This window comes from Streptomyces gossypii (assembly GCF_025165795.1).
Taxonomy (GTDB): domain Bacteria; phylum Actinomycetota; class Actinomycetes; order Streptomycetales; family Streptomycetaceae; genus Streptomyces; species Streptomyces gossypii.
In genome coordinates this window covers 162,202-183,407 of the sequence record NZ_JAJAGO010000004.1, presented here as the reverse complement: position 1 = coordinate 183,407, position 21,206 = coordinate 162,202, and the positions used below count along the sequence as shown (strand labels likewise).

The window sequence follows — 21,206 nt, the reverse complement described above, 5'->3', positions numbered from 1 at the left end:
GGTATCTCCCCGGTTGAGCATGGCCTTGCACACGCGGCAGCCCTTACGACCTCCCCCGCGGCAGGCGAGGCCGTGAGCGTCAGTTGTTCTCGGCGAAGCGCTCGACGTCGTTTATCTTGCCGAGGATGAGGATGACGTCGGAGTAGGTGAGCACGGTGTCGGGCGTGGCGTACGTGAACCCGGCGTCGCCGGTCCTGACGGAGACGACGGTGAGGCCGTAGCGGCTGCGGATGCGGGTGTCGCGCAGCGGGACGCCGACGAGTTCCCGAGGCGGTTTGATCTTGGCGATCGCGTGGTTCTCGTCGACCTCGACGTAGTCGAGCATGCGTCCCGACACGAGATGTGCCACCCGCTCGCCCATGTCGTTCTCGGGGAAGACGACATGGTGCGCACCGATCCGGTCCAGGATGCGGCCGTGCTGGCGGCTGATCGCCTTGGCCCAGATGTCCTCTATCTCCAGCTCGACGAGGAGTGAGGTCGTCAGGATGCTGGACTCGATGTCCGTGCCGATGCCGACGACCGCCTTGGAGAAGTCCGGGATGCCGAGCTGACGCAGTGCCTCCATGTCGGTGCAGTCGGCCGTCACGGTGTGCGTGAGTTCGCCCGCGAGGCTCTGCACCACCTTGGCCCTGCTGTCGACGGCGAGGACTTCGGTGCCCCGGCTGGCGAGTTCCAGTGCCAGCGCGCTGCCGAAACGCCCCAGCCCGATGACGACGACGGGTTCGTCCTTGTGGTCAGCCAACGATTGTCCTTTCCTCCGGCAGTTCGTAGCGCCGGACGCGGTCTCGCAGCGCCAGAGCCGATGCCACGGTGAGTGGGCCGATGCGGCCGATGAACATGAGCACGATGAGCACCACTTGCCCGCCGGTGGGCAGGTCGTCGGTGATCCCGGTCGACAGGCCGACCGTGGCGAACGCGGAGGTGGCCTCGAACATGACCTGGTCCAGGCTGTATGTGCTCAGGCCGAGAAGGATGAAGGTCGAGACCACGACCGCGGCGATGCCCGTGAGGGCGACCGCGAGAGCCTGCCGCTGGTTGGCACTCGGTACGCGCCGGCGGCCCACCCGCACTCCGGGTTCGCCGCGCATCTCGGCCCAGATCACATAGGCCAGCAGCCCGAAGGTGGTGATCTTGATGCCGCCTGCCGTGCCCGCGCTGCCGCCGCCGATGAACATCAGGATGTCCGTGGCCAGCAGGCTCTCCGGCCCCTGCGCGGAGGTGTCGATGCTGTTGAAACCTGCGGTGCGGGCCATCACGGAGGCGAAGAAACCCGCGAGCCATTTGTTCGAGGTCTCCAGCGGGCCGAGCGTCCTGGGGTTGGTGTACTCGGCGGCGGTGAGGGTGAGCGTGCCCACCGCGAGCAGCACGAGAGTCATGGCGAGGGTGATCCTGGTCAGCACCGACCATCCGCGGGGCCGCCGCCAGGAGCGGCGCAGCTCGAAGATCACGGGGAAACCCAGCCCGCCCAGGATGACCGCACAGGCGATCGGCAGGCACACCCACGGGTCGGAGACATAGCTCATCAGACTGTCGCTGTGGGGGGAGAATCCGGCGTTGTTGAACGCCGAGATCGCGTGGAAGACCCCTTCGTACGCCGCGCTGCCCCACGGCCGGTCGTGCCCGACGAGCAGCACCGCCGTCAGGATCACGGCGATGACCGCCTCGGTACCGAGACTGAACAGGACGATGTTGCGCACCACCCGGCGTACGTCCCGGAGTGTCAGCGACTTGGTCTCCACCTGCGCCAGCAGCCGTGCGCGCAGACCGAGGCGCCGGGAGACCAGCACCGCGAGCAGCGTGGCCAGCGTCATGATGCCGAGCCCGCCCGCCTGGATCAGCACCAGAATGACGATCTCGCCGAACGTTGACCAGTAGGTGCCGGTGTCCACGGTGATCAGCCCCGTCACACACACCGCGGAGGTGGAGGTGAACAGGGCGTCGATCAGATCGGCGCGCTCACCGGACTCGGTCGCGACGGGCAGCGACAGCAGCGCGCAGCCGATCAGCACAGCGCCCGCGAACCCGGTGCTGATCACCTGGGTGGGGTGGTGAAGCCCGGCCGCGCCGGTCGCTCGCCGGACTGCGCCTCCCCTGCTCTTCACGTCGCTTCAGCTCTCTGTGTGTGTAGAACGCCGGTCGCTGTCACCGGTGGGCGCGGGCACGCCCGGAGGCGGCACAGGGACGGGGGACAAACTACCTGACTCCGTGAGCCGGACCCCGCGCCGCCAGCGCCGCGGCCACTGCAACGGGGCAGGGCGGGGAATGACGGCAGCGTCGGTTGCCGAACGGTTGCAGGGCGGCGACAGAAGCATCGTGACCGTTGATCTAGGGTCGTGGCAGCGCGCCGGGGAGGCGCGCCCGATATCTCCATGGGGGTCACTTATGGCGTCTGGCTGCCGCGATTGTTCGACATGCACGAAGCCCGGTCTGGTGCGGCTGTTCCAGAGCTGGGCGGTCGGGGCGCTCTACCTGCTCACTGCGGGGATCGCCTTCGTCGTCAAGCGTGGGCTCATGCGTCACTGCCCCCAGTGCCGTCATCTGCTGAGCAACCACGCCCGTCGCCGGGACGGGTCCTTCCACGACTGACACAGGCCCTGTCAGTCCGGTGGCGCGGTGCCCAGCAGCCGGGACACCGAGCGCCGGGCACGCTCCGCGGCCACCGGGTCGGCGTAGAGCTGGAGCGCGTGATTCAGGCTCATCAGAACGCCGTTGAGTTCGAAGACCACCTGGTCCGGTTCGGTGTCCCCGGGCAGGTCGCCCGCCTTCACCGCCGTGCGGATGTCGCTGTTCAGCCGGTGCCGCCAGGCGGTGAACTGCCGCCGCAGTAAATCGCGTACGGGCCCGGTGCGGCCGTCGTACTCGAAGGTGGCGCTGGTGAAGAGGCAGCCGCCGGGGAAGACGCCCCGCTCCAGGTAGGAGATCCAGGCCGTGCAGATCGCGCGCAGTCGGGGGAGCCCGGGGCGGGTGCCGGAGGCCGGATGCCACACCTCCCGGCTGAACATCCCGGAGGCGCGCTCCAGGGCGGCGAGTTGCAGGGCCTCCTTGGTGCCGAAGTGGCCGAGCAGACCGGATTTGCTGAGCCCCAGGTCGGTGGCGAGACGCCCGATCGTGAGCCCGTCCAGACCTTCGAGGGAGGCGACCTCGACACTGCGTTCGAGAATTCGCTCACGGGTCTGCTGGGCTTCTGCGGCGGACTTGCGGGGGCTCATGCGAGCATCCTAGCCGAACCGGGTGCCAATATAGCGTCCGATCGGTCGGACGCTATATTGGCGCGATGATGACTCTGCCGACTCCGCCGGCGATGACCACCCGCATCGCCGCGCTGGGCCACTACCAGCCCGAACACGTGCTCACCAACGACGATCTCGCCCAGATCGTCGACACCAGCGACGAGTGGATACGCCAGCGCACCGGGATCGTACGGCGCCGCATCGCCCGTACCGAGTCGGTGGCCGACATGGCCGCCGAGGCGGCGGGGAAGGCCCTCGCCGCCGCCGGGCTGGAACCTGCCGAGATCGGCATGGTCAGCGTGGCGACCTGCTCCGCGATCGACCGCTGCCCCTCCACCGCGGCGCAGGTCGCAGGGAGGCTCGGCATCCCCGCGGCGGCGGCCTACGACCTCAACAACGGGTGCGCGGGCTTCACCACGGCCCTCGCCGCCGCCGACCACTCGGTGCGGGCCGGTGCCGCCCGGCATGCGCTCGTCATCGGCGCCGAGAAGATGTCGGACGTGGTGGACTGGACCGACCGCTCCAGTTGCGTGCTGCTCGGGGACGGGGCGGGGGCCGCCGTGGTGAGCGGGGCCGAAGTCAGCGCGGGCGACAGAGACGCGGGGGATGAGCACGCGGCGGACGGGCACGCCGGGCGGGCGAGCCGTCCCGGCATCGGTCCGGTCGTCTGGGGTTCCGACCCCACCCGAGGTGACGCCGTACGGCTGCTCGGCGCCTGGCAGCCGCAGTTCGCGCAGGAGGGCCAGACCGTCTACCGCTGGGCCACCACCGAGATGGCACCGCTGATCCGGGAGGCGTGCGCACGGGCCGGTATAACCCCCGGCGAACTCGGCGGCATCGTCACCCACCAGGCCAACCTCCGGATCATCGACTCGTTGGCCCGTCAGCTGGACGCCCCGCGGGCGGTCGTGGCACGCGACGTCGTCGAATCCGGCAACACCTCCGCCGCCTCGGTGCCGCTCGCTCTGTCGAAACTGGTGCAGCGCGGCGACATCGCCTCGGGCGCACCGGTGCTGCTCTTCGCGTTCGGGGGCGGGCTCTCTTGGGCGGGTCAGGTAGTGAACTGCCCCTAGGGTCTCTCGTTTGGCAAGGAGCAGTACCGGTGCTCGGACACGGCAACCAGAGTCGGCCCGGTGCCTGCGTGTTACGCGGGCACCGGCTTCCGGTGTATGACGTACGCCGCCAGCGAGCCCGCCGCGAAGAGCGCCAGCACCGAGACCGCCGTGCCCAGCCAGGCCGCGTCCAGCCACCTGCTGCCGAGGTAGCCCAGCCCCACGCTGTACGCGGCCCAGGTCAGGCCCGCCAGGGCCGACCACGGCACGAAGTCCTTGGCCCGCCGGTGTGCTGCTCCGGCCGTCAGACTGACGACCGAGCGGCCCGCCGGCGCGAAGCGAGCCAGCACCACCAGTGCGCCGCCGCCGCGTGCGAGCGCGTAGCCCAGCCGCTCGTGCGCCGTGGTCAGGCGGCGGGAGCGGGCGATCACCCGGTCGAAGCGCTCACCGCCGCGCCAGGCCAGCCGGTAGGCGGCCAGGTCTCCCAGCACCGAGGCGGTGGTGGCGCACAACACCAGGGTGAGCATCTCCGCGAAGTGCGTGGCACCCTGGGCCGCTTCGGCGGCGGTGGTCCCGGCGACAGCGGTCGCCGCGGCGATCACCAGCACGCCGCTGGGCAACACGGGCACGAAGACGTCGAGGAGGACGGACGTCGCGATGAGTGCGTAGATCCAGGGCGTACCGACGAAAGAGCCCAGAGCTTCCGGCACAGCTGGCTCCCCCGTTCCACTCCGTTTTCAGCCGCCGCTTACCGCCGTACAGCGTACGCCGAGGTCATCCGCACGGATCGCCCGGGTGGGAGTGGCGTCGATCTCGACAGCAACCGGGATACACATGCACGGGATCGACGTGTGACGCGTCGTACGGCGCCGGAGGAGGAGAAGCGGACGTGACTGGTGTGGTGGCTGGTGCGGTGACAGAGGTGGCAGAGGTGACGGGCGTGCCGGGAGGAAGGGGCCCCGGGGCGAGGACGGCCGGGGTGAGGGCGGCCGTAGTGGGCGCGGCGCTGGCCCTGGTGGCCGCCGGGAGCGGCGTGGCGGGCGCGGACGGGGGCGCGCAGGGCGGCGGGGACCTCCGGATGCACCGGAGTGCGCGGTTCGCGCCGCCGCAGGCGTTCGTCCCCTCGTCCGCGCTCACTTACGACCAGGAACTGGTGCCCGCCGGGGCCCACATCACAGTGCGGCAGCGTGTTGACGGCGAGGGCACCACCGTCGGTCTCGCCGTACGGGGGCTGGCGCCGGATCACGCCTTCGGCGTCCATGTGCACACCGAACCGTGCGGGCCCCGTCCCCAGGACTCCGGGCCGCACTACCGGCACGTCAAGGCCCCCGACCAGCCCTCGGCGGACCCGGAGTACGCAAATCCGGAGAACGAGGTCTGGCTCGACTTCCGCACCGACGGGCGGGGTGACGGCGGTTCGTCAGTCTCGCACTCATGGGACTTCCGCAGGGGCGAGGCCGGGTCGGTCGTACTGCACGAGCACGCGGTCAGTACGGAGCCCGGTGAGGCGGGTACGGCGGGTGCGCCGGTCGGGTGCTTCACGGTGCCGTTCATGGGTGTCGGGCAGCGCTGACGGAGCGGTTCCGCACGCCCGCCGCCACTGTGAGCGGCCCGCAGAGGCTGCCCAGCGCGGCGCGGGCCACCGCGTCCGTGTCAGTCAGCGTCACCGAGTTGACCCCGGGGCGCGCACCCGCCGCGGTCACCCAGTGCACCCCCTCGGTGGGCACGCCGACCGCGAACCGCGCCGGATGCGCCCACCCCTGACGGTCGAGCACCCGGTACGGGCGCTCTGTGACGTCAAGCCCGCCCGTCTCGTAACCCCCCAGGGTGTGCGGACGGCAAGCTCCGGCGCGCAGCAGCCCGGCCAGCAGCGGGTCGGCGGTGCGCCGCAGATCCGGCTCCGGAAGCCGCGCCTCGACAAGCGTGCTGACCGTGACCTCCGAGCCGGGCACCTCGCGCGAGCGGGCCGTGAAGCGCCCCGACGCCGTGTCGGTCCGTACGTCGAGGCCGGGGCCCAGCACCTCCAGCACCCCTGCCTCGATCAGCGCGGCCATCTCCTCGATCCGGCGCCGCGGCGGTCCGATGGAGAGAAAGGCGTTGAGCGGGGTGTACCAGCGGTCCAGATGATCGCGCCGGGACGGTCCGCCGAGGCCGCCGTGGTCCACGATCTGCCGCAACTCGTTGCGCAGATCGCGCAGTACGTCGAGGGCGGCCTTGACCGGGCCGTGCACATTGCCCTCACGGGCGTACGCGATGTCCTGGCGCAGCCGTTCCAGCAGCAGGCGGCGGTGTTCCCGGGGGCCGTCGAAGCGGGTGCCGCCGTACGGGCGGGCCAGCGCGGCCCAGTCCCAGCGGGCCGCGCGGGTGCCGCTGCCAGTGCAGCTGTCGCCGCTGCCGCTGCCGCTGCCGCTGCCCCCGCCGAAGCCGAACGCGTCCAGCACGGCGGACTCCTCCTCGCTGCCGTGCGCCACGGCGAGGAACCGGGCCCGGAACCGCCCGCGCACCCGCGGCGGTTCACCGGCGGCGGCGAGCCGCGCCTCGTAGTAGACCGTCTCGACCTCCTTGGCCACCAGCGGCCAGATCTCGGTGAGGAAGTCCGGCGGCTCGCCCGCTTCGGCACGCGCGCGCAGCCGGGCGACGAGGGGTGGTGTCAGCAGGAGCGGAAGGTGCCGTCCGTGTGCGCCCTTCTCGTTGTCGCCCCGTGCGTGGTACGGGACGCCGCGCCGCGAACCGGCGTACAGGCGGGGCTCGCGGCCGGACGGCAGATAGCGCAGCCCGTGTCTCTCCCCGTGTCCCTGCCCGTGTCCCTGCCCGACGAACCGGCCGCCCCGGCCGCTGGTCAGCAGTGCCATGTGGTCGAAGAAGTTGAGGCCCAGCCCCCGCAGCAGCACCCGCTCGCCGGGGGCGATCGCGTCCAACTCGGCGGCGAGGTCAGCCGGATTGGCCGGGGCGAGGTGGCGCAGCCCGTGTGTGTGCGCGAACTCCGTGAGCCGCCGCTGTTCCGGGGAGGCCGTGGACGGCAGATGGCCCTGGGCCAGGACGACGGCGGAGAGGCCGGATATCCCGGTACCGTCCGCGAGTTCGAGCAGCTGGCTGCCGTCGGGCGCGTCGGCCAGCCGTACCGCCAGCGCCCGGTGGACGGTGACGGTCACCGTGCGGGGCGCCCGGCGCAGCACCTCGGCGAACACCCACTCCAGATAGGCGCCGTACTGCGCCCGGCTCGGGTAGTCGTCGGGGCCCAGCGTGCCGGGGGCGGTGCGCGCGTACCACTCGTAGAGGCTCGGTCCGGGACGGACCGGTCCCTCGGCCAGGACACTGTCGTCGGTGAACAGCGTCACCTGGGAAGCCACCGTGTTCATCAGCAGCTCGCCCGGCTGGGCCGTACGCCACACGTGGCCGGGGCCGGGCGGCGCCGGATCGACGATATGCACGGTCAGCCGGGCGCCCGCCGGGAGCAGTTCCGGAACGGAGGCGCAGAGCCGCTCCAGCACGCTCGTACCGCGGGGCCCGGCGCCGACCACCGCGACGGCCTGGTCAGGGCAGGGGTGCGCTGCGCCCACCAGGCCCTGTCCGGGCGGTCTTTGAGGATCAGCCTGCGGCGTCCGGTGCTGCGGATCGCAAGGCGGAGGATCGTCCTCGTACTGGGCGTACTGGGCGTACTGGGGCGGGTCCGACAACGCGGCGAGGTGCGGTGCCGGGCGTCGCTGTCCCGAGAAGATCGCCCGGTCAGGGCCTGGGGCAGCGCGGGCATGGTGCTGGGCGGCCACGAGTCGTCTCCCGGTCCGGTCCGTGCGGCGCGATGTGCTGCGTGCGAATCCGCACACCGGCCTGCGGCGGCGTTGCCTGCCACGGTGGTGTGCGGCCTTCATCATGCCGCTTCGCCGCCCGGAGCCGACCCTCCGCCCGGAAGATCAGCCTCCGGTGTGGGAAGACTCACTCGCCCCCGCGGTCACCGCTCGGTCCAGCACCGGAGCCAGCCGTACGCCCTGCTCGGTGACCCGGGCGCGGTGCATGCCGAGCCGGGACGAGCGCCCGTGCAGGGTCAGGGTCATCAGGTGGTTGCCGAACCACGGGCCGCCCGTACGCCGCCAGCTCAGCGGGGTGGGCGTCACCCTGCCGTGCCGGGCGAGGATCCGCCCCAGCAGGCGGCCCGCGCCGCTCCAGCCGAAGCGGAAGCCTCCGCGCATGAAGGCGGGAATGCTGTTGTGTATCGGTGAACACGTCAGCTGGAGCACCCGTGAGTCCGTCGGACCCTCGTACCGCGGTGGTGCGAAGAGCGGTTCCGCGACATAGGCGTGGTGCACGTCGCCGGAGAGCACGCAGACCGTCGCCGGGGCGCCCTCGCCGCTGCCCACCTCCGCGATCAGCTCGCTCAGGGCGCCGAAGGACTCCGGGAAGGCAGCCCAGTGCTCCAGATCGGAGGCGCGCCGCAGCTTCTCGCCGAAGCGTGCCCAGCGCGGTCCGCGCACGCCCGCGCACAGTGCCGCGTTCCACGACTCGGCGTCGTGGATGGCGGGTGGCAGCAGCCAGGGCAGCGAGGAGCCGATCAGCAGATGGTCGTAGTCCTCCGGCCCGGTCAGCGCCTGCTCACGCAGCCAGGCCATCTCGTCGGCGTCGAGCATGGCCCGCTTCTCCTCGCTGAGCACCCGGGCCGCCCGGGTGTCGGCCATCAGCAGCCGGACCCGGCCGAAGTCGCGCCGGTAACTCCAGCGGACGGTCTCCGGGTCGGTGTCGGCGCGCGCCGCGAACTCGCGGAGCAGGGCGGTGCCGTCCTCCGCCGCGCGCACGGAGGCGAACAGCGGGTCCTCGGCCAGCTCGCCCGGTGAGAGGTTGCCCAGATGCTGGTAGACCCAGTACGAGGTGAGCCCGCTGAGCAGCCGCTCACGCCACCAGGGGGTGGCGCGGATGTCCCGCTGCCATGACTCGCTGGTGTTCCAGTCGTCTATGACGTCGTGGTCGTCGAAGATCATGCAGCTGGGCACGGTGGAGAGCAGCCAGCGGACCTCAGGCGCGAGCCAGGACTCGTAGTAGAGAGCCGTGTACTCCTCGTAGTCGGCGACCTCGTCCCCGGGCGGCTCGGAGAGGTCGCGCCGCTCGGCGAGCAGGGCGCGTACGGCCTCCGAGGTCTCGTCCGCGTAGACCTGGTCGCCCAGCAGCAGCAGGACGTCGGGCAGCTCACCGCCCGCGACGGCCTGCCGGGCCAGCGCCTCCAGCGCGTCGGGGCCGACGGGGTCGTGGGAGCTGTCGGCCGGGCGCGAGGCCCAGCGGCAGGAGCCGAAGGCCAGCCGCAGCGCGTCGCGCCCGTCGGGGGCCGGGGTGCGGATGGTGCTCGGGGGAAGCCGGCCGCCGATCGCCGGGGGAGACGCGGGCAGCGGCCATACCTGCGCGCCGTCGAGCAGCACCTGGTAGGCCGTCTCCGTCCCGGGCTGCAGCCCGACAACGGTGACCAGGGCGTAGTGGTGCCCGGACACCTGCCAGGTGAGCGCGGTGCCACCGGCGGCGGAACCCTCGCAGCGGATCTCGGCCTCGCAGGGACCGTCTGTCTCGACCCACACGGTCGCCGTGTCCTCATCGACGTACCGGAGCAGCGGGCCCAGGCGTAGCGCGGTCATCGCGGTCTCCCTCCATTCGCCCCGTAACCGTACGGAACGATGGAGGGAGACCGGTAGTTTCCTGTGACTGGTGGTTTCCCCGCAGGGGGAGTACGGGTCAGCAGCCCGTCAGTACTCCGCTCAGCGCCTGCTTCTCCGCCGCGTCGACGGTCATGTCGTAGGTGTGCTTCACCCAGACCCACATCCGCGCGTACGTGCAGTGGTAGCCGGTGCTCGGCGGCATCCAGTCGGCCGGGTCCTTGTCGCCCTTGGACTGGTTGACGTTGTCGGTGACCGCGATCAGCTGAGCGACGTCCAGGTCGTTGGCCAGGCCCTCGCGCTGGTCCTGGGTCCACCCGGAGGCACCGGAGCGCCATGCCTCGGCCAGCGGGATGAGGTGGTCGATGTCGACGTCGCTGGGCTCCGTCCAGGTCTCACCGTCGTACTCGCTGAACCAGCTGCCGCTCGTGGGGTAGCAGTCGCTGCCGGTCTCGACGCCGTCGCCGTCACGCTTGAGTACGGCCTCGCGGGTGTTGCAGTTGTCACCCTGGCTGCTCCAGTGCGGGAACTTGTCGCGGTCGTAGCCGTCCATGGACCCTTCGGTGCGCTCGGTCAGCGCACCGAGCTGGGTGCGCGCCTCGGCGGCGCTGGGCGGTGCGGGCGGGGACGCCTGGGCCGGTCCGTTGGCCGTCAGCAGGGTGGCACAGACGGCCAGCAGTGCGGCCAGGGCCGCGGTGACCTTCGTGCGGCGGGCGTGAGGGGCGTGGCGGGTGCGACGCGCGTAGACGCTGCTGCGTATGCGGTGCATACGAACTCCTCTGGGTGGGGGGACGTGAGGACTCGGAGAGCACATGCTCGGCCGGCCGGATGTCCGTCCGGCGGTCGACAGGTAACAGCGTGACGACATGTGCACGTCACATCAAGGCTTTGGCGTCACCTGTACCCCACCGCACGCGGCACAGCGCCGTACGGGGACGCACGCACGGCCCGCACCACGGGCGCGCGGCGCAGCTGCCCGAGCCTGGCCGACCCTGACGACCGCCCCCTGTCGCGGGGGCGGTCGTAAGGTGAGCCCGTGCTCGCCGCCGACACGCTGCTTCCGGTGAATCCCGTCCTCGGGGCCGTCCTGGGCGTGCTCCTGCTGGCCGCGATGGGTGTCGCCGCGGCCGCCCATCTGACGCACGACGGCCGCCGGGGCCATGCGCGTGCCATCGCGGGCGCCGGGGTGCGGGCCACCGTGCAGTTGGCCGCCGTCTCCTGGGTGATCGGCTGGGTGGTCGGCGCGCTCCCGACACTGCTCGGCTTCGTGGTGCTGATGTACGCCGTCGCGGTGTGGACCGCCGGGCGCCGGGTCACCGGCAACCGCACCTGGCGGTGGGCCGCGCTGCCGCTGGCAGCCGGGGTGCTGCCCGTACTGCTGGTGCTGCTGCTGACCGGGCTGGTGCCGCTGGAGGGCATCGCGCTGGTCCCGGTGGCCGGAATCCTCATCGGCGGTTCACTGACGGCGACGGCGCTCGCGGGGCGGCGCGCGCTGGACGAACTGGAGACGCGCTGGGGCGAGGTCGAGGCGGCGATGGCGCTGGGGCTGCCGGACCGCGACGCGCGGCTGGAGATCGTACGGCCGGCCGCCGCCGGTGCGCTGGTGCCGGGACTCGACCAGACCCGGACGGTCGGACTCGTCACACTGCCGGGCGCCTTCGTCGGCATGCTGATGGGCGGCGCATCCCCGCTGCTGGCGGGAGCCGTGCAGCTTTTCGTGCTGATCGCGCTGATGCTGGTGCAGGTGGTCGCCGTCGCCGTCGCACTGGAGCTGATCGCGCGCGGGCGGCTGCATCGCGTACGCTTGACGGCGTCTGAAGGGGAGTAGCTCTTCGCCGGACCGTCGACATACTGGGCAGCGCGACTGCCCCGGCGCCCGGAGCGTGTGCAGGGCCCGCGTTGTGCGCGGGCCGGTGCGCGCGCCAGCGAGACCTTCGGCCGCAGTGTCCGTACGCCGCGACGCTGCCGAGCCGAAGCGTGCGCGCACTCCCCGCGGGCCCCTCCGGCATCGGCGGCCCCGACCGATTGAGGATCCCGTGTTCAGTCCCACCGTCGCCGCCATGACCTTCGGTGTCGTCTTCCTGGCCGAACTGCCTGACAAGACGGCGCTGGCCGGGGTGATGCTCGGTGCCCGCTACCGCGCCTCGTATGTCTACGCCGGGGTCGCCGCCGCCTTCGCCGTCCACGTGGCGCTCGCGATCGCCGCGGGCAGCGTGCTGACGCTGCTGCCCTCCCGGCTGGTGGACGGGGTCGTCGCCGCGCTCTTCCTGGCCGGGGCGGCCGTGCTGTTCTTCCGCAAGGACGAGGACGAGGACGGCGAGGCCAGGGCGCCCGCCAGCCAGACCTTCTGGAAGGTCGCGGCGAGCGGTTTCATGCTGATCCTGGTCGCGGAGTTCGGCGATCTCACCCAGATCATGACGGCGAACCTGGCCGCCCGCTACGACGACCCGCTCTCGGTCGCGACCGGCGCGCTGCTGGCGCTGTGGGCGGTGGCCGGCCTGGGCATCGTCGGCGGGCGCACCCTGATGAAGCACGTGCCGCTGAAGCTGATCACCAAGGTGGCGGCGACGCTGATGCTGGCGCTGGGCGTCTTCAGCCTCATCGAGGCGATCACGGGCTGACGCGAGGCGCCGCGAGTGCGGGTTGGCGGCGTCCGCCTCAACTGCGGAACGCGGCGCCGGGCGCACCACGCCATGAACGGCGCCCGACGCGCGGCGCAGCCGCCCCGCCTCAGGCCGTGAAGCTCAGCCGTACCGTGCCGTCCGGGAGCGGCTCGATCCGGATCCCGTCCAGGTCCGGCAGGCTCACCGTCGGGCCGTGGGCGGCGGCGCGCGGGCCGATGCCCACCACGCGCATACCCGCGGCCTGCGCGGCGGCTATCCCCGCCCCGGAGTCCTCGAAGGCGACACAGTCGGCCGGGGCGTAGCCCAGTTCGGCCGCGCCCTTCAGGAAGCCCTCCGGATCCGGCTTGCTCATGCTCACCGACTCGGCGGTGACCTGGACCCGGGGCATCGGCAGCCGTGCCGCGCCCATCCGGGCGGTGGCCAGGGCGACGTCCGCCGAGGTCACCAGCGCGTGCGGCACCGCGCCCGAGCCGAGGGCGGCGAGGAAGGCGGCGGCACCCGCGATCGGCACCACGCCGTCGAGGTCGGCGGTCTCCAGTGCCAGCATTTCGCGGTTCTCCGCGTAGTTGATCTCCATGGGGCGGTCGGGCAGCAGCGCGGCCATCGTCGCGTAGCCCTGTCGCCCGTGCACGACCTTCAGTACCGACTCCGGGTCCAGGCCGTGCGTGGTGGCCCAGCCACGCCAGGTGCGTTCCACTGCGGCGTCGGAGTCGACCAGGGTGCCATCCATGTCGAGGAGCACCGCCTTGACCGCATCTATGGGCTCCGAGCTGCGCATATGAACTCCTCCGCTGGTCGCGCACTGCTTTGTTTGCCTAGGGTACAAAGTGGCACGCGCGGAGCCTGACAGCGCCCCCGGCAGGGGGTGCGTGGTGAGGCTGGCCTTGCGGGGGAGTGCAAGGGGGAAGCTGACTATGGAGACGTTGCGCGATCGGGATCCCGACCGCATCGCCGAGTACCGACTCATCGGCCGTCCGGGCGAGGGCGGGATGGGCGTTGTCCATCTGGCCCGGACGCCCGGGGCCGCCCGGTGGCGGTGAAGACCATCCGTGCGGAACTGGCGGCCCTTCCGGATTTCCGAAAGCGCTTCGCGCGGGAGACCGTCGCCGCTCAGCAGGTCGGCGGACGGTGGACCGCTCAGGTTCTGGCGGCTGACCCGGATGCGGGGGTGCCATGAGTGGCGGCCGCTTACATCGCGGTTCCGACGCCGCGCGACGTCGTGAGCCGGTACGGGCCCTCGCAGGAGCATTCGGTGCGGGCGCTGGCGATGGGGCTGGCCCAGGCGCTGACGGACGTTCACGCCTCGCTGATCCACCGCGATCTGAAGCCGTCCAACGTGATGATGACTCTCGACGCCCGAAGGTGATCGACTTCGGCATTGCCCGTGCCCTCAACTCCTCCCTGGCCACGGGGCTGACGGCGGACGGGGCGGTCGCCGTTCGAGGTCGCGGACGAGCAGGCGCTCGCGCTGATGTACCGGGTGGCCGACGAGGAGCTTGGCCCGGCCGGGGTACCGGAGGCGTTGCGAGAGCTGATCAGCGGCTGCCTGGCCAAAGGCCCCGCCGACCGCCCCGACCCGCAGGCGCTGCGCGGACAGGCCGAGTCGGGTTACGACGCGTCTGCTCCATGGCTGCCGCCAAGAGTGCTGGACTGACTGACACCGAGAACACCCAGCCCGGCCGCTCACGGCGCAAGAGCCGCGCCGCCCTGCCCGATCTGGTGCGGTCCTGGGGCTGGATGACAACGAGACCCGGTGCGTGCGCGATCGGATCGCCCGCTTCGGGCCGGTGGATTGAGGGGCCGTCACCCTCACCTCGGCCTCACTCCGCCGCTGCGTCGCCTCCGTAGGCAAAGGTGGCCCCGCCCGCCGGTCAGGGACGCCCCATCCGTCAGGTGAGGGGCACGGGCGGAACCACTTTGTTTCTACAAGGTACAAAATGGGAGGGGTTCGCGCCAGTGCGTTCCCCAGTGACCTGCGGCTCATGTGCACCGGCTCGCTCACACCGATGTCGGCGGCCTTCGTGTGCTCCCGTGCCGGGGCCCCCGCCGTCGCCCCGGCCACCCCGTCCCGCCGGGTGATCCGCCCGAACGGCCGGGGCGGCGCGGGCACTCCTGCGGTGAGCCGCCGGTCATCGCGTTCAGTTCCCGTACCAGCTCGGTCAGTTCACGCGGGCGCTCCGCAGTCCACCAGTCGCCCAGTAGCTCGGCGAACTCCTCCTCACGGGCCTGTGCCAGCCGCCCTCCCGCGGTCCGGCCGGCCGGCGTGAAGACGAGCTGCAGTCCCTCACGTACGGCGAGCCCGCGCTCCTCCAGCTCACGCGCCGCATCCGAGACCACGGTCCACGGCAGCACGCCCTGGTCGGCCAGCAGCGCGGGCTCGACCGGGAGGTGGTGGTAGAGGCGCAGCAGCATCCAGCAGGAGGCGGGGCGCAGTTCGACATGGGCACGGTCCGCGATGCGCGCGTACAGGTCGCGCCGCCCCTCCCGGGTGCTGAGCACTGACAGCGCCCGCCGCACCTCGTCCGCCGAGGACCGCTCGACCGGGTTGAGGCCGAGCGTCTCGCTCTCGTCGGGCGTCTGGACGCTGCGGCGCAGCGGATCCTCCCGGATGAACCAGGAGAGCACGAAGGCGAGCAGCACCACGGGCGCGCCGAACAGGAACACATTGGTGATGGCGTCCGAATACGCGCTCAGCACCGCGCCCCGGGTCTCCGGCGGGAGCGCGCCCACCGCGCGCGGATCGTTCTGCAGCGACTCGGCCGAGACGCCCTCCGGTATCCGCCGTCCGCTCAGCGCGCCGGTGAGTTTGTCGCCCAGCCGTCCGGCGAAGACCGTGCCGAAGACGGCGACCCCGAACGCCGCGCCGATGGAGCGGAAGAAGCTGGCGCCGGAGGTGGCGACGCCCAGATGCCGGTAGTCGACGGAGTTCTGCGCCGCCAGTACGAGCACCTGGATCACCAGGCCCAGACCCAGCCCGAACACGGTGAAGTAGACGCTCATGGCCAGGGTCGAGCTGTCCGGCCCCATCCGGTGCAGCAGGAGCAGGCCGAGCGCGGTGACTCCCGTGCCCAGCACCGGGAAGATCTTCCAGCGGCCGGTACGGCTGACCAGCTGCCCGGAGAGGGTGGAGGTCACCAGCATGCCCGCGACCATCGGCAGCATGTGGACGCCCGACATCGTCGGCGTCACGCCGTGGACGACCTGGAGGAACGTCGGCAGATACGTCATCGCGCCGAACATCGCGAAGCCGACGACGAAAGCGATCACGGCGCAGAGCGTGAACGTCCGGACACGGAAGAGCTCCAGCGGCACCACCGGCTCCGCCGCCCTCCGCTCCACCCGGATGAACGCCGTCAGCAGGACCACGGCGAGGACGGCCAGCGCGGCCGTCTGTACGGAGATCCAGGGCCAGCTGGTGCCTCCCAGCGAGGCGATCAGCACCAGGCAGGTGGCGACCGACGCGACGAGGAGCGTGCCCAGGTAGTCGATGCGGTGCTTGCTGGAGCGGGCCGGCAGGTGCAGTACGGTCGCGGCGACCACCAGGGCGATGGCGCCGAGCGGCAGGTTGATGTAGAACACCCAGCGCCAGTCGAGATGTTCGGTGAAGAAGCCGCCCAGCAGCGGGCCGAGCACGCTGGTCGTCCCGAACACCGCCCCGAACAGGCCCTGGTAGCGGCCCCTCTCGCGGGGCGGCACGAGATCGCCCACGATCGCCATCGACAGCGTCATCAGCCCGCCGCCGCCCAGCCCTTGGATCGCACGGAAGCCGATCAGCTGCGCCATGTCCTGCGCGATCCCGCACAGCGCGGAGCCCAGCAGGAAGAGCACGATCGCCGCCTGGAAGAGCCGCTTGCGCCCGTACTGGTCGCCCAACTTGCCCCACAGCGGGGTCGCGGCGGTCGCGGCCAGCAGATAGGCGGTGACCACCCAGGACAGGTGGTCCAGACCGCCCAGTTCGCTGACGATCGTGGGCAGCGCGGTCGCGACGATCGTCTGGTCGAGGGCGGCGAGCAGCATGCCCAGAAGCAGCGCGCCGATGGCCACCAGCAGCGAGCGCGAGCTCAGACGCTCGCCCTCCCCAGGCGCTGTGGGTGCCGCGCCGGACGCGGCGGGCTGCGCCGTCATGAGCCGACCACGCTCCTTCGGGTACGAGGTGCCCTTCCATCGTCACCGCTGTACCCCGGAACGTCCTGCTGAGCTTCCCACCGGGCGGCCGGGCAACCGGGCCGCCGGGCCGCCCGGTCCGGCCGCCTCCGCCGGTGGCTCGGCCTCAGCCCGCCTTCGGCGCCGCCTGCTGCACGACCTCGAAGGACCACAGCGTCGACCCGGAGGCCGCCGGTTTCGGCTTCTCCGCCCCCTCGGCCGCCCCGCCGGGCGCCCCTTCCCCCGCCGGGCGGCCGCTCTGGTGGGCGGCCTTCATCGGCCCCTCCATCCACGCCTGGAAGGACTCCTCGTCGCGCCAACGGGTGTAGACGAGGTACTGGTCGGTGCCCTCGACGGGGCGGAGCAGTTCGAACCACTCGAAGCCGTCCGAGTTCTCGACCGTCCCGGCCCGGGCGCCGAAGCGCTGCTCCAGCACCTCCCGCTGCTCGTCCGGGACCGACAGCACATTGATCTTCACGATGCTCATGCGCCCATCCTGCCGTATTGCTGCGCTCGGTTCCCTTCCTGTCGACGCTCCGCTTTCGTGCGGGCGCTGACCTGGTGTGACGGGTGAGGTGATGGCGATTCGCCCGGACTTGGGGTGCGCGGGCCGCGTGAACTGCCGGTTCCGCCAGAGGTCTTGACCGCGAACAGACAATGCAATAGGTCTAGACCTTGGCGCTGTGAAACGAGGCGGCCACCGTTGCCGGAGTGTCCGTCTTCGCAGCGCCACGCACGACCAGGCCGCCAACAGGTATCAGCTCCCCGAGCTGGTGCCGCCCCCACCCTGACCGGCGGCCCCCACGTGAAGGAGTTGCATGAAGAACAAGACCAAGCTGGCAGCAGTGATCGGCGCGGGCATCGCTCCCCTCATCGCCGTCGCCCTCCCGGCCAACACGGCAAGCGCGCACGGCTATGTGAACAACCCGCCGAGCCGCCAGGCCCAGTGCGCCGACGGCTCCGTGCCCTGTGGCCCGATCAAGTGGGAGCCGCAGAGCGTCGAGGGGCCCAAGGGCCTGAAGAGCTGCAGCGGCGGCAACGAGGCGTTCGCCGAGCTCGACGACGACAGCAAGGGCTGGCGGGTGACGAACGTCGGCAGCTCGCAGGACTTCACCTGGCGGCTGACCGCACGGCACTCCACCAGCACCTGGCAGTACTTCGTCGGCGGCCAGAAGATCGCCGAGGTGGACGACGGCGGTGCGCAGCCGGGCTCGACGGTCACGCACAACGTCGACTTCGGCGGCCTGTCCGGCAAGCAGAAGGTGCTGGCGGTCTGGAACATCGCTGACACCACCAACGCCTTCTACGCCTGCATCGACGTGAACATCGGCGGCTGACACCTTCTCAGCACTCCATTCGACCTCCCCCCGCGATCGGGAGCGGGCTCCCCGTCGCGGGGGAGGTCGTCACCCACAGCCCACGGCCGCTCCCCGCGCGTCCGTGGGCTGTCCTGGTCCCCCGGCCACTCCCTGCTCCCCGACCTGGGCCCTGGCCTGCTCCCGCCCTGGGGTGGTGATGCGCCGTCCACCGTGGGTCACCGGAGTCGACCTGTCACGCCTGCGGGCACGGGAGTTCCTTCGGTGCGGTCACGGGGTGCGGCGCGTGCTTTCATACTCGCGACGACCCCGTGTGCCGGTCCCTCCACGCCTGGTTGCCGGAGAGCGGCAGCTGCCCTGCTGAGGGGGCGGTGAAAGCGCGTGCGTGAGGCTTCGGGACGACAAGTGCCGCTCCCTGTCGGTACTCTGGGACTTTGGCATGGTATTGCCGTTGACGGGTTGATTGTCCTATTGACGGTGAGTCTCGGGGCGTGTCAGGTAGCCGGTGAATGTCCCGCGTCTGACCACGGGGATGATGGGGCGGGACAATGGTTGCGGAACGAACGGGAGACGGCGGCGCGTGAGGGCGGATACGTCTGGGGAGCGGGCACAGAGAGGCGGCGCGGGTGTGACCCGGCCGAGCCTCGCCGGGCAACTGGGCTCACGCGGGGGCATGGCCCTGGTGGCGCTGTGGCTGCTGGCGGGGGCGCTGGTCGTCCGGCAGGCCGTCGCCGTGCTGCGGCAGCCACCGGACGAACGGCTGACCGACCTGCTCGGCTGGATCGGCGACAACGGCGTGCTGCAGGTGCGCGGCTCCTTCTACGACGGAGCGACCCCGTTCACCGGTACACCTTTCGCGGGCCTGGTGCTCAAGCCGCTCACCAGCGCGGCCGAACAGGGCCTCGGAGTGGCATGGACCTTTGGCACCCTGCTGCTCGTCGCAGCCGTCGGCGTCGTCGCCGCACGGGCTCTCCCGGCCCCGGTCTCGCCGCGTACCAAGCTGTTCGCCGTGCCCGTGGCGCTCAGCCTGCTCGTCGTGTCGGTGCCCGTCCGCAGCACCTTCACCCTCGGGCAGACCAGCATCCTGCCCGTGCTGCTCGCGCTGGTGGGCTGGCTCATGCTCAGCGACCGGCGGGCGAGCGGTGTCCTGATCGGTCTCGCCGCCGCACTCCAGCCCGCGGTCCTGCTTTTCGTACCTCTTCTGTGGTTCACCGGCCGCCGCTCGGCGGCGGTCACCGCGGGCGGGACCTTCGCCGCCGGTACGGCCCTGGCGTGGCTGACGGTGCCGGGCGACTCCTGGACGTACTGGGTGCACCACGTGGCGGGCGCCGGGCTGGGCGACCCCTCGGACGCCGTCACGAACCAGTCGCTGCACGGCGCGCTGCTGCGGATCGGGCTCAGCGGCCCGCTCGAGGTGGCGCTGCTCGTGGTCCTCGCGTGCGGCGTCGGCTGGCTGGCGCTGCGCCGTGCCGTGCACTACGCGCAGGACGGGCAGGCGCTGCTCGCGGCGGCGCTGGTGGGCTGCGCGATCGTCGCGGTGTCACCGACGGCCTGGCAGCACCAGCTGCTGTGGATCCTGCTCGCCGTGGTCGGCCGGATAGGGCGGCGGACGAGCGACCGGCTGATGTGGCCGGTGCTGGTCGTCCTGGTCATGTCGCTGGAGAGCGAGGCGCTGGTCCCCGACATGGCAGGGGTCAGGCTCATCGGGGACAACGCCCCGCTGCTCGCGGCCCTGGCGGCGGCGTGTGTGGTGCCGTTCCTCACCCGCGACTCCGCGAAGTGGGACGCACCCGAGCCGACCGGCCCGCTCAGTCGGCCCAACCTGCTGCTGGAACTGCTGCTGATCCGGGTCGGCTACTGGGCGTACTCGTACGTACGCGGTGACCACTCGCCGGAGAACCGCGCCACCGCGGAGGGCAACGGCAGCCAGATACTGGACTTCGAGCACTTCCTCCGGCTGGACATGGAGCACTGGCTGAACCAGTTCACGGCCCGTACGCAGTGGGTGGAGGTCATCTCGAACTTCTACTACTCCACCTTCCACTTCCTGGTGCCCATCGCGCTGCTCGCGGTGCTCTACATCCGGCGCCCACCGTCCTACCGGCGGGACCGTGCCGCGCTGGCCTTCGCCACCCTGCTCGGGCTGGTCGGATTCTGGCTCTACCCGCTGGCACCGCCGCGGCTGATGCCCGGCCTCGGCTACGTGGACACGGCACACGGCCCGCAGGATCTCAACGATCCGAACTTCGGTGCCCTGACCGAGCTGTCCAACCAGTACGCGGCGATGCCGTCGCTGCATGTGGGCTGGTCGCTGTGGTGCGCGGTGGTGGTGATCCGGCTGACACCGAACGTGTGGCTGCGGGTGCTGGGAGTGCTCTACCCGCTGCTGACCACGTTCGTGGTGATGGCCACCGCGAACCACTATCTGCTGGATGCGGTGGGTGGTGCGATCGTCGTCGCGGCGGGCTTCGCCATCCAGCAGGCGCTGGTGCGGTTGCGCATCCTGCCGAAGGTGCCGGCGGACGCGGCGGCGCCCGAGAAACGGGCCGAGGCGCACGCCGGCGATCAGGCCGACGAGCACGCCAGGGAACCGGCGCCGCTGGTCCCGGCGACGGTGCCAGTGCCCGTTCCGGAACTGGTTTCGGAGCCCGTTCCGGAACTGGTCCCTGAGCCCGTCCCCGAACTGGTCCCGGACGCCGTCGCCGCCGCGCCCTCGGGCGAGCCCGCGGGGCCCGTCGAGTCGGCCGAGCCCGTTGAGCCCGTTGAGCCCGCCGTGGGCGTCACCCGTGCAGCTTCAGCCCCTTCGACACCCGGTCCACGGAGTTCCGCGGACCGTACAGTCCCAAGCCCACCAGACTGAGCTTCTCCGCCTCGACGGCCTGCACCGCCGCGCGGTTGTCGGCGTCGTTGCCGGTGCTGAACAGCTCCTCGGTGTACAGGACGGTGGCGAGCCCCCGGGAGAGGGCCCGCTCGCGGGCGCGCGCCAGCTGCTCGCCGTCCGCCGCGAAGCACAGCACCGGCTCGCGGAACATCGGCAGATACCGGTTTCCCGAGCCGTCCTCGTACGGCTCGCCCATGATGTCCTCGGCGGCGCGGGCGATTCCGCTGGCCAGAAACGCGGTCACGTTCAGCTTCTGCCACTGGGCGAGGTCCTCATGGACCACCAGGGCGATCTTGGTGTCAAAACGCATGCGCTCAGCGTCGCAGCGAA

General features: G+C 71.5%; 20 protein-coding genes. 9 read left to right on the top strand and 11 right to left on the bottom strand.

What is annotated here, in order from left to right; genetic code table 11:
• Positions 1 to 79: 79 nt before the first annotated feature.
• Both LHJ74_RS09970 and LHJ74_RS09965 read right to left on the bottom strand, forming a co-directional pair.
• Positions 80 to 742: a potassium channel family protein gene (locus LHJ74_RS09970; RefSeq protein ID WP_260217545.1), complete on the bottom strand. Its 663-nt coding sequence runs from the start codon at positions 740 to 742 to the stop codon at positions 80 to 82.
• Positions 735 to 2,036 carry a TrkH family potassium uptake protein gene (locus LHJ74_RS09965; protein WP_260217544.1) on the bottom strand — a complete coding sequence of 434 codons (1,302 nt, stop codon included), beginning with the start codon at positions 2,034 to 2,036 and terminating at the stop codon, positions 735 to 737. Before LHJ74_RS09965 ends, LHJ74_RS09970 begins: the two co-directional genes overlap by 8 nt.
• 394 nt (positions 2,037 to 2,430) lie before the next feature.
• Between LHJ74_RS09965 and LHJ74_RS09960 the strand changes: the two genes are divergently transcribed.
• On the top strand, positions 2,431 to 2,586 hold the full coding sequence (locus LHJ74_RS09960; protein WP_260217543.1) for a hypothetical protein: 156 nt from the start codon (positions 2,431 to 2,433) through the stop codon (positions 2,584 to 2,586).
• 11 nt (positions 2,587 to 2,597) lie between these two features.
• On the opposite strand, the gene LHJ74_RS09955 is transcribed toward LHJ74_RS09960, so the two are convergent.
• A complete protein-coding gene (locus LHJ74_RS09955) occupies positions 2,598 to 3,209 on the bottom strand; it encodes a TetR/AcrR family transcriptional regulator (protein WP_260217542.1) in 612 nt (203 codons plus the stop codon).
• Between the two features lie 65 nt (positions 3,210 to 3,274).
• Here LHJ74_RS09955 and LHJ74_RS09950 point away from each other — a divergent pair, with 65 nt between their 5' ends.
• Positions 3,275 to 4,303: a beta-ketoacyl-ACP synthase III gene (locus LHJ74_RS09950; protein ID WP_260217541.1), complete on the top strand. Its 1,029-nt coding sequence runs from the start codon at positions 3,275 to 3,277 to the stop codon at positions 4,301 to 4,303.
• A 71-nt stretch (positions 4,304 to 4,374) separates the two neighbouring features.
• On the opposite strand, the gene LHJ74_RS09945 is transcribed toward LHJ74_RS09950, so the two are convergent.
• Complete coding sequence (locus tag LHJ74_RS09945) at positions 4,375 to 4,992, bottom strand: DedA family protein (protein WP_260217540.1); 618 nt, start codon at positions 4,990 to 4,992, stop codon at positions 4,375 to 4,377.
• 269 nt (positions 4,993 to 5,261) lie between these two features.
• On the opposite strand from LHJ74_RS09945, the gene LHJ74_RS09940 reads away from it, so the two are divergent.
• Positions 5,262 to 5,855 carry a superoxide dismutase family protein gene (locus LHJ74_RS09940; protein ID WP_260217539.1) on the top strand — a complete coding sequence of 198 codons (594 nt, stop codon included), beginning with the start codon at positions 5,262 to 5,264 and terminating at the stop codon, positions 5,853 to 5,855.
• Here LHJ74_RS09940 and LHJ74_RS09935 read toward each other — a convergent pair.
• From LHJ74_RS09935 to LHJ74_RS09925, 3 genes are all read right to left on the bottom strand, one after another.
• Positions 5,833 to 7,842: an FAD/NAD(P)-binding protein gene (locus LHJ74_RS09935; RefSeq protein WP_260217537.1), complete on the bottom strand. Its 2,010-nt coding sequence runs from the start codon at positions 7,840 to 7,842 to the stop codon at positions 5,833 to 5,835. The genes LHJ74_RS09940 and LHJ74_RS09935 overlap by 23 nt on opposite strands.
• Before the next feature lie 351 nt (positions 7,843 to 8,193).
• Positions 8,194 to 9,894 (bottom strand): alkaline phosphatase D family protein, encoded by a 1,701-nt coding sequence (locus LHJ74_RS09930; RefSeq protein WP_260217536.1) that lies wholly within the window; start codon positions 9,892 to 9,894, stop codon positions 8,194 to 8,196.
• A gap of 97 nt (positions 9,895 to 9,991) precedes the next feature.
• A complete protein-coding gene (locus LHJ74_RS09925) occupies positions 9,992 to 10,681 on the bottom strand; it encodes an HNH endonuclease family protein (RefSeq protein WP_260217535.1) in 690 nt (229 codons plus the stop codon).
• Positions 10,682 to 10,948: 267 nt separating this feature from the next.
• On the opposite strand from LHJ74_RS09925, the gene LHJ74_RS09920 reads away from it, so the two are divergent.
• Together LHJ74_RS09920 and LHJ74_RS09915 are read left to right on the top strand one after the other, a co-directional pair.
• Entirely contained in the window at positions 10,949 to 11,740 is a 792-nt protein-coding gene (locus LHJ74_RS09920; RefSeq protein ID WP_311203278.1) for an ABC transporter permease, read from the top strand.
• Between the two features lie 208 nt (positions 11,741 to 11,948).
• Positions 11,949 to 12,533 carry a TMEM165/GDT1 family protein gene (locus LHJ74_RS09915; protein WP_260217534.1) on the top strand — a complete coding sequence of 195 codons (585 nt, stop codon included), beginning with the start codon at positions 11,949 to 11,951 and terminating at the stop codon, positions 12,531 to 12,533.
• Positions 12,534 to 12,642: 109 nt separating this feature from the next.
• Here the strand turns inward: LHJ74_RS09915 and LHJ74_RS09910 are convergent, their stop codons facing one another.
• Entirely contained in the window at positions 12,643 to 13,314 is a 672-nt protein-coding gene (locus LHJ74_RS09910) for an HAD-IA family hydrolase (protein WP_260217533.1), read from the bottom strand.
• A 399-nt stretch (positions 13,315 to 13,713) separates the two neighbouring features.
• Here LHJ74_RS09910 and LHJ74_RS09905 point away from each other — a divergent pair, with 399 nt between their 5' ends.
• Positions 13,714 to 13,902 (top strand): protein kinase family protein, encoded by a 189-nt coding sequence (locus tag LHJ74_RS09905; RefSeq protein ID WP_260217532.1) that lies wholly within the window; start codon positions 13,714 to 13,716, stop codon positions 13,900 to 13,902.
• A gap of 105 nt (positions 13,903 to 14,007) precedes the next feature.
• Positions 14,008 to 14,190, top strand: a complete 183-nt coding sequence (locus LHJ74_RS09900) for a hypothetical protein (RefSeq protein ID WP_260217531.1) — start codon at positions 14,008 to 14,010, stop codon at positions 14,188 to 14,190.
• A 344-nt stretch (positions 14,191 to 14,534) separates the two neighbouring features.
• Here LHJ74_RS09900 and LHJ74_RS09895 read toward each other — a convergent pair whose 3' ends face one another.
• Positions 14,535 to 16,661 (bottom strand): MDR family MFS transporter, encoded by a 2,127-nt coding sequence (locus tag LHJ74_RS09895; RefSeq protein WP_260217530.1) that lies wholly within the window; start codon positions 16,659 to 16,661, stop codon positions 14,535 to 14,537.
• Positions 16,662 to 16,806: 145 nt separating this feature from the next.
• Complete coding sequence (locus LHJ74_RS09890) at positions 16,807 to 17,166, bottom strand: antibiotic biosynthesis monooxygenase family protein (RefSeq protein ID WP_260217529.1); 360 nt, start codon at positions 17,164 to 17,166, stop codon at positions 16,807 to 16,809.
• A 331-nt stretch (positions 17,167 to 17,497) separates the two neighbouring features.
• Between LHJ74_RS09890 and LHJ74_RS09885 the strand changes: the two genes are divergently transcribed.
• Positions 17,498 to 18,016, top strand: a complete 519-nt coding sequence (locus LHJ74_RS09885) for a lytic polysaccharide monooxygenase auxiliary activity family 9 protein (protein WP_260217528.1) — start codon at positions 17,498 to 17,500, stop codon at positions 18,014 to 18,016.
• Between the two features lie 652 nt (positions 18,017 to 18,668).
• Entirely contained in the window at positions 18,669 to 20,855 is a 2,187-nt protein-coding gene (locus tag LHJ74_RS09880) for a phosphatase PAP2 family protein (protein ID WP_260217856.1), read from the top strand.
• On the opposite strand, the gene LHJ74_RS09875 is transcribed toward LHJ74_RS09880, so the two are convergent.
• Positions 20,776 to 21,186 (bottom strand): DUF2000 domain-containing protein, encoded by a 411-nt coding sequence (locus LHJ74_RS09875; RefSeq protein ID WP_260217527.1) that lies wholly within the window; start codon positions 21,184 to 21,186, stop codon positions 20,776 to 20,778. The genes LHJ74_RS09880 and LHJ74_RS09875 overlap by 80 nt on opposite strands.
• Positions 21,187 to 21,206 lie beyond the last annotated feature (20 nt).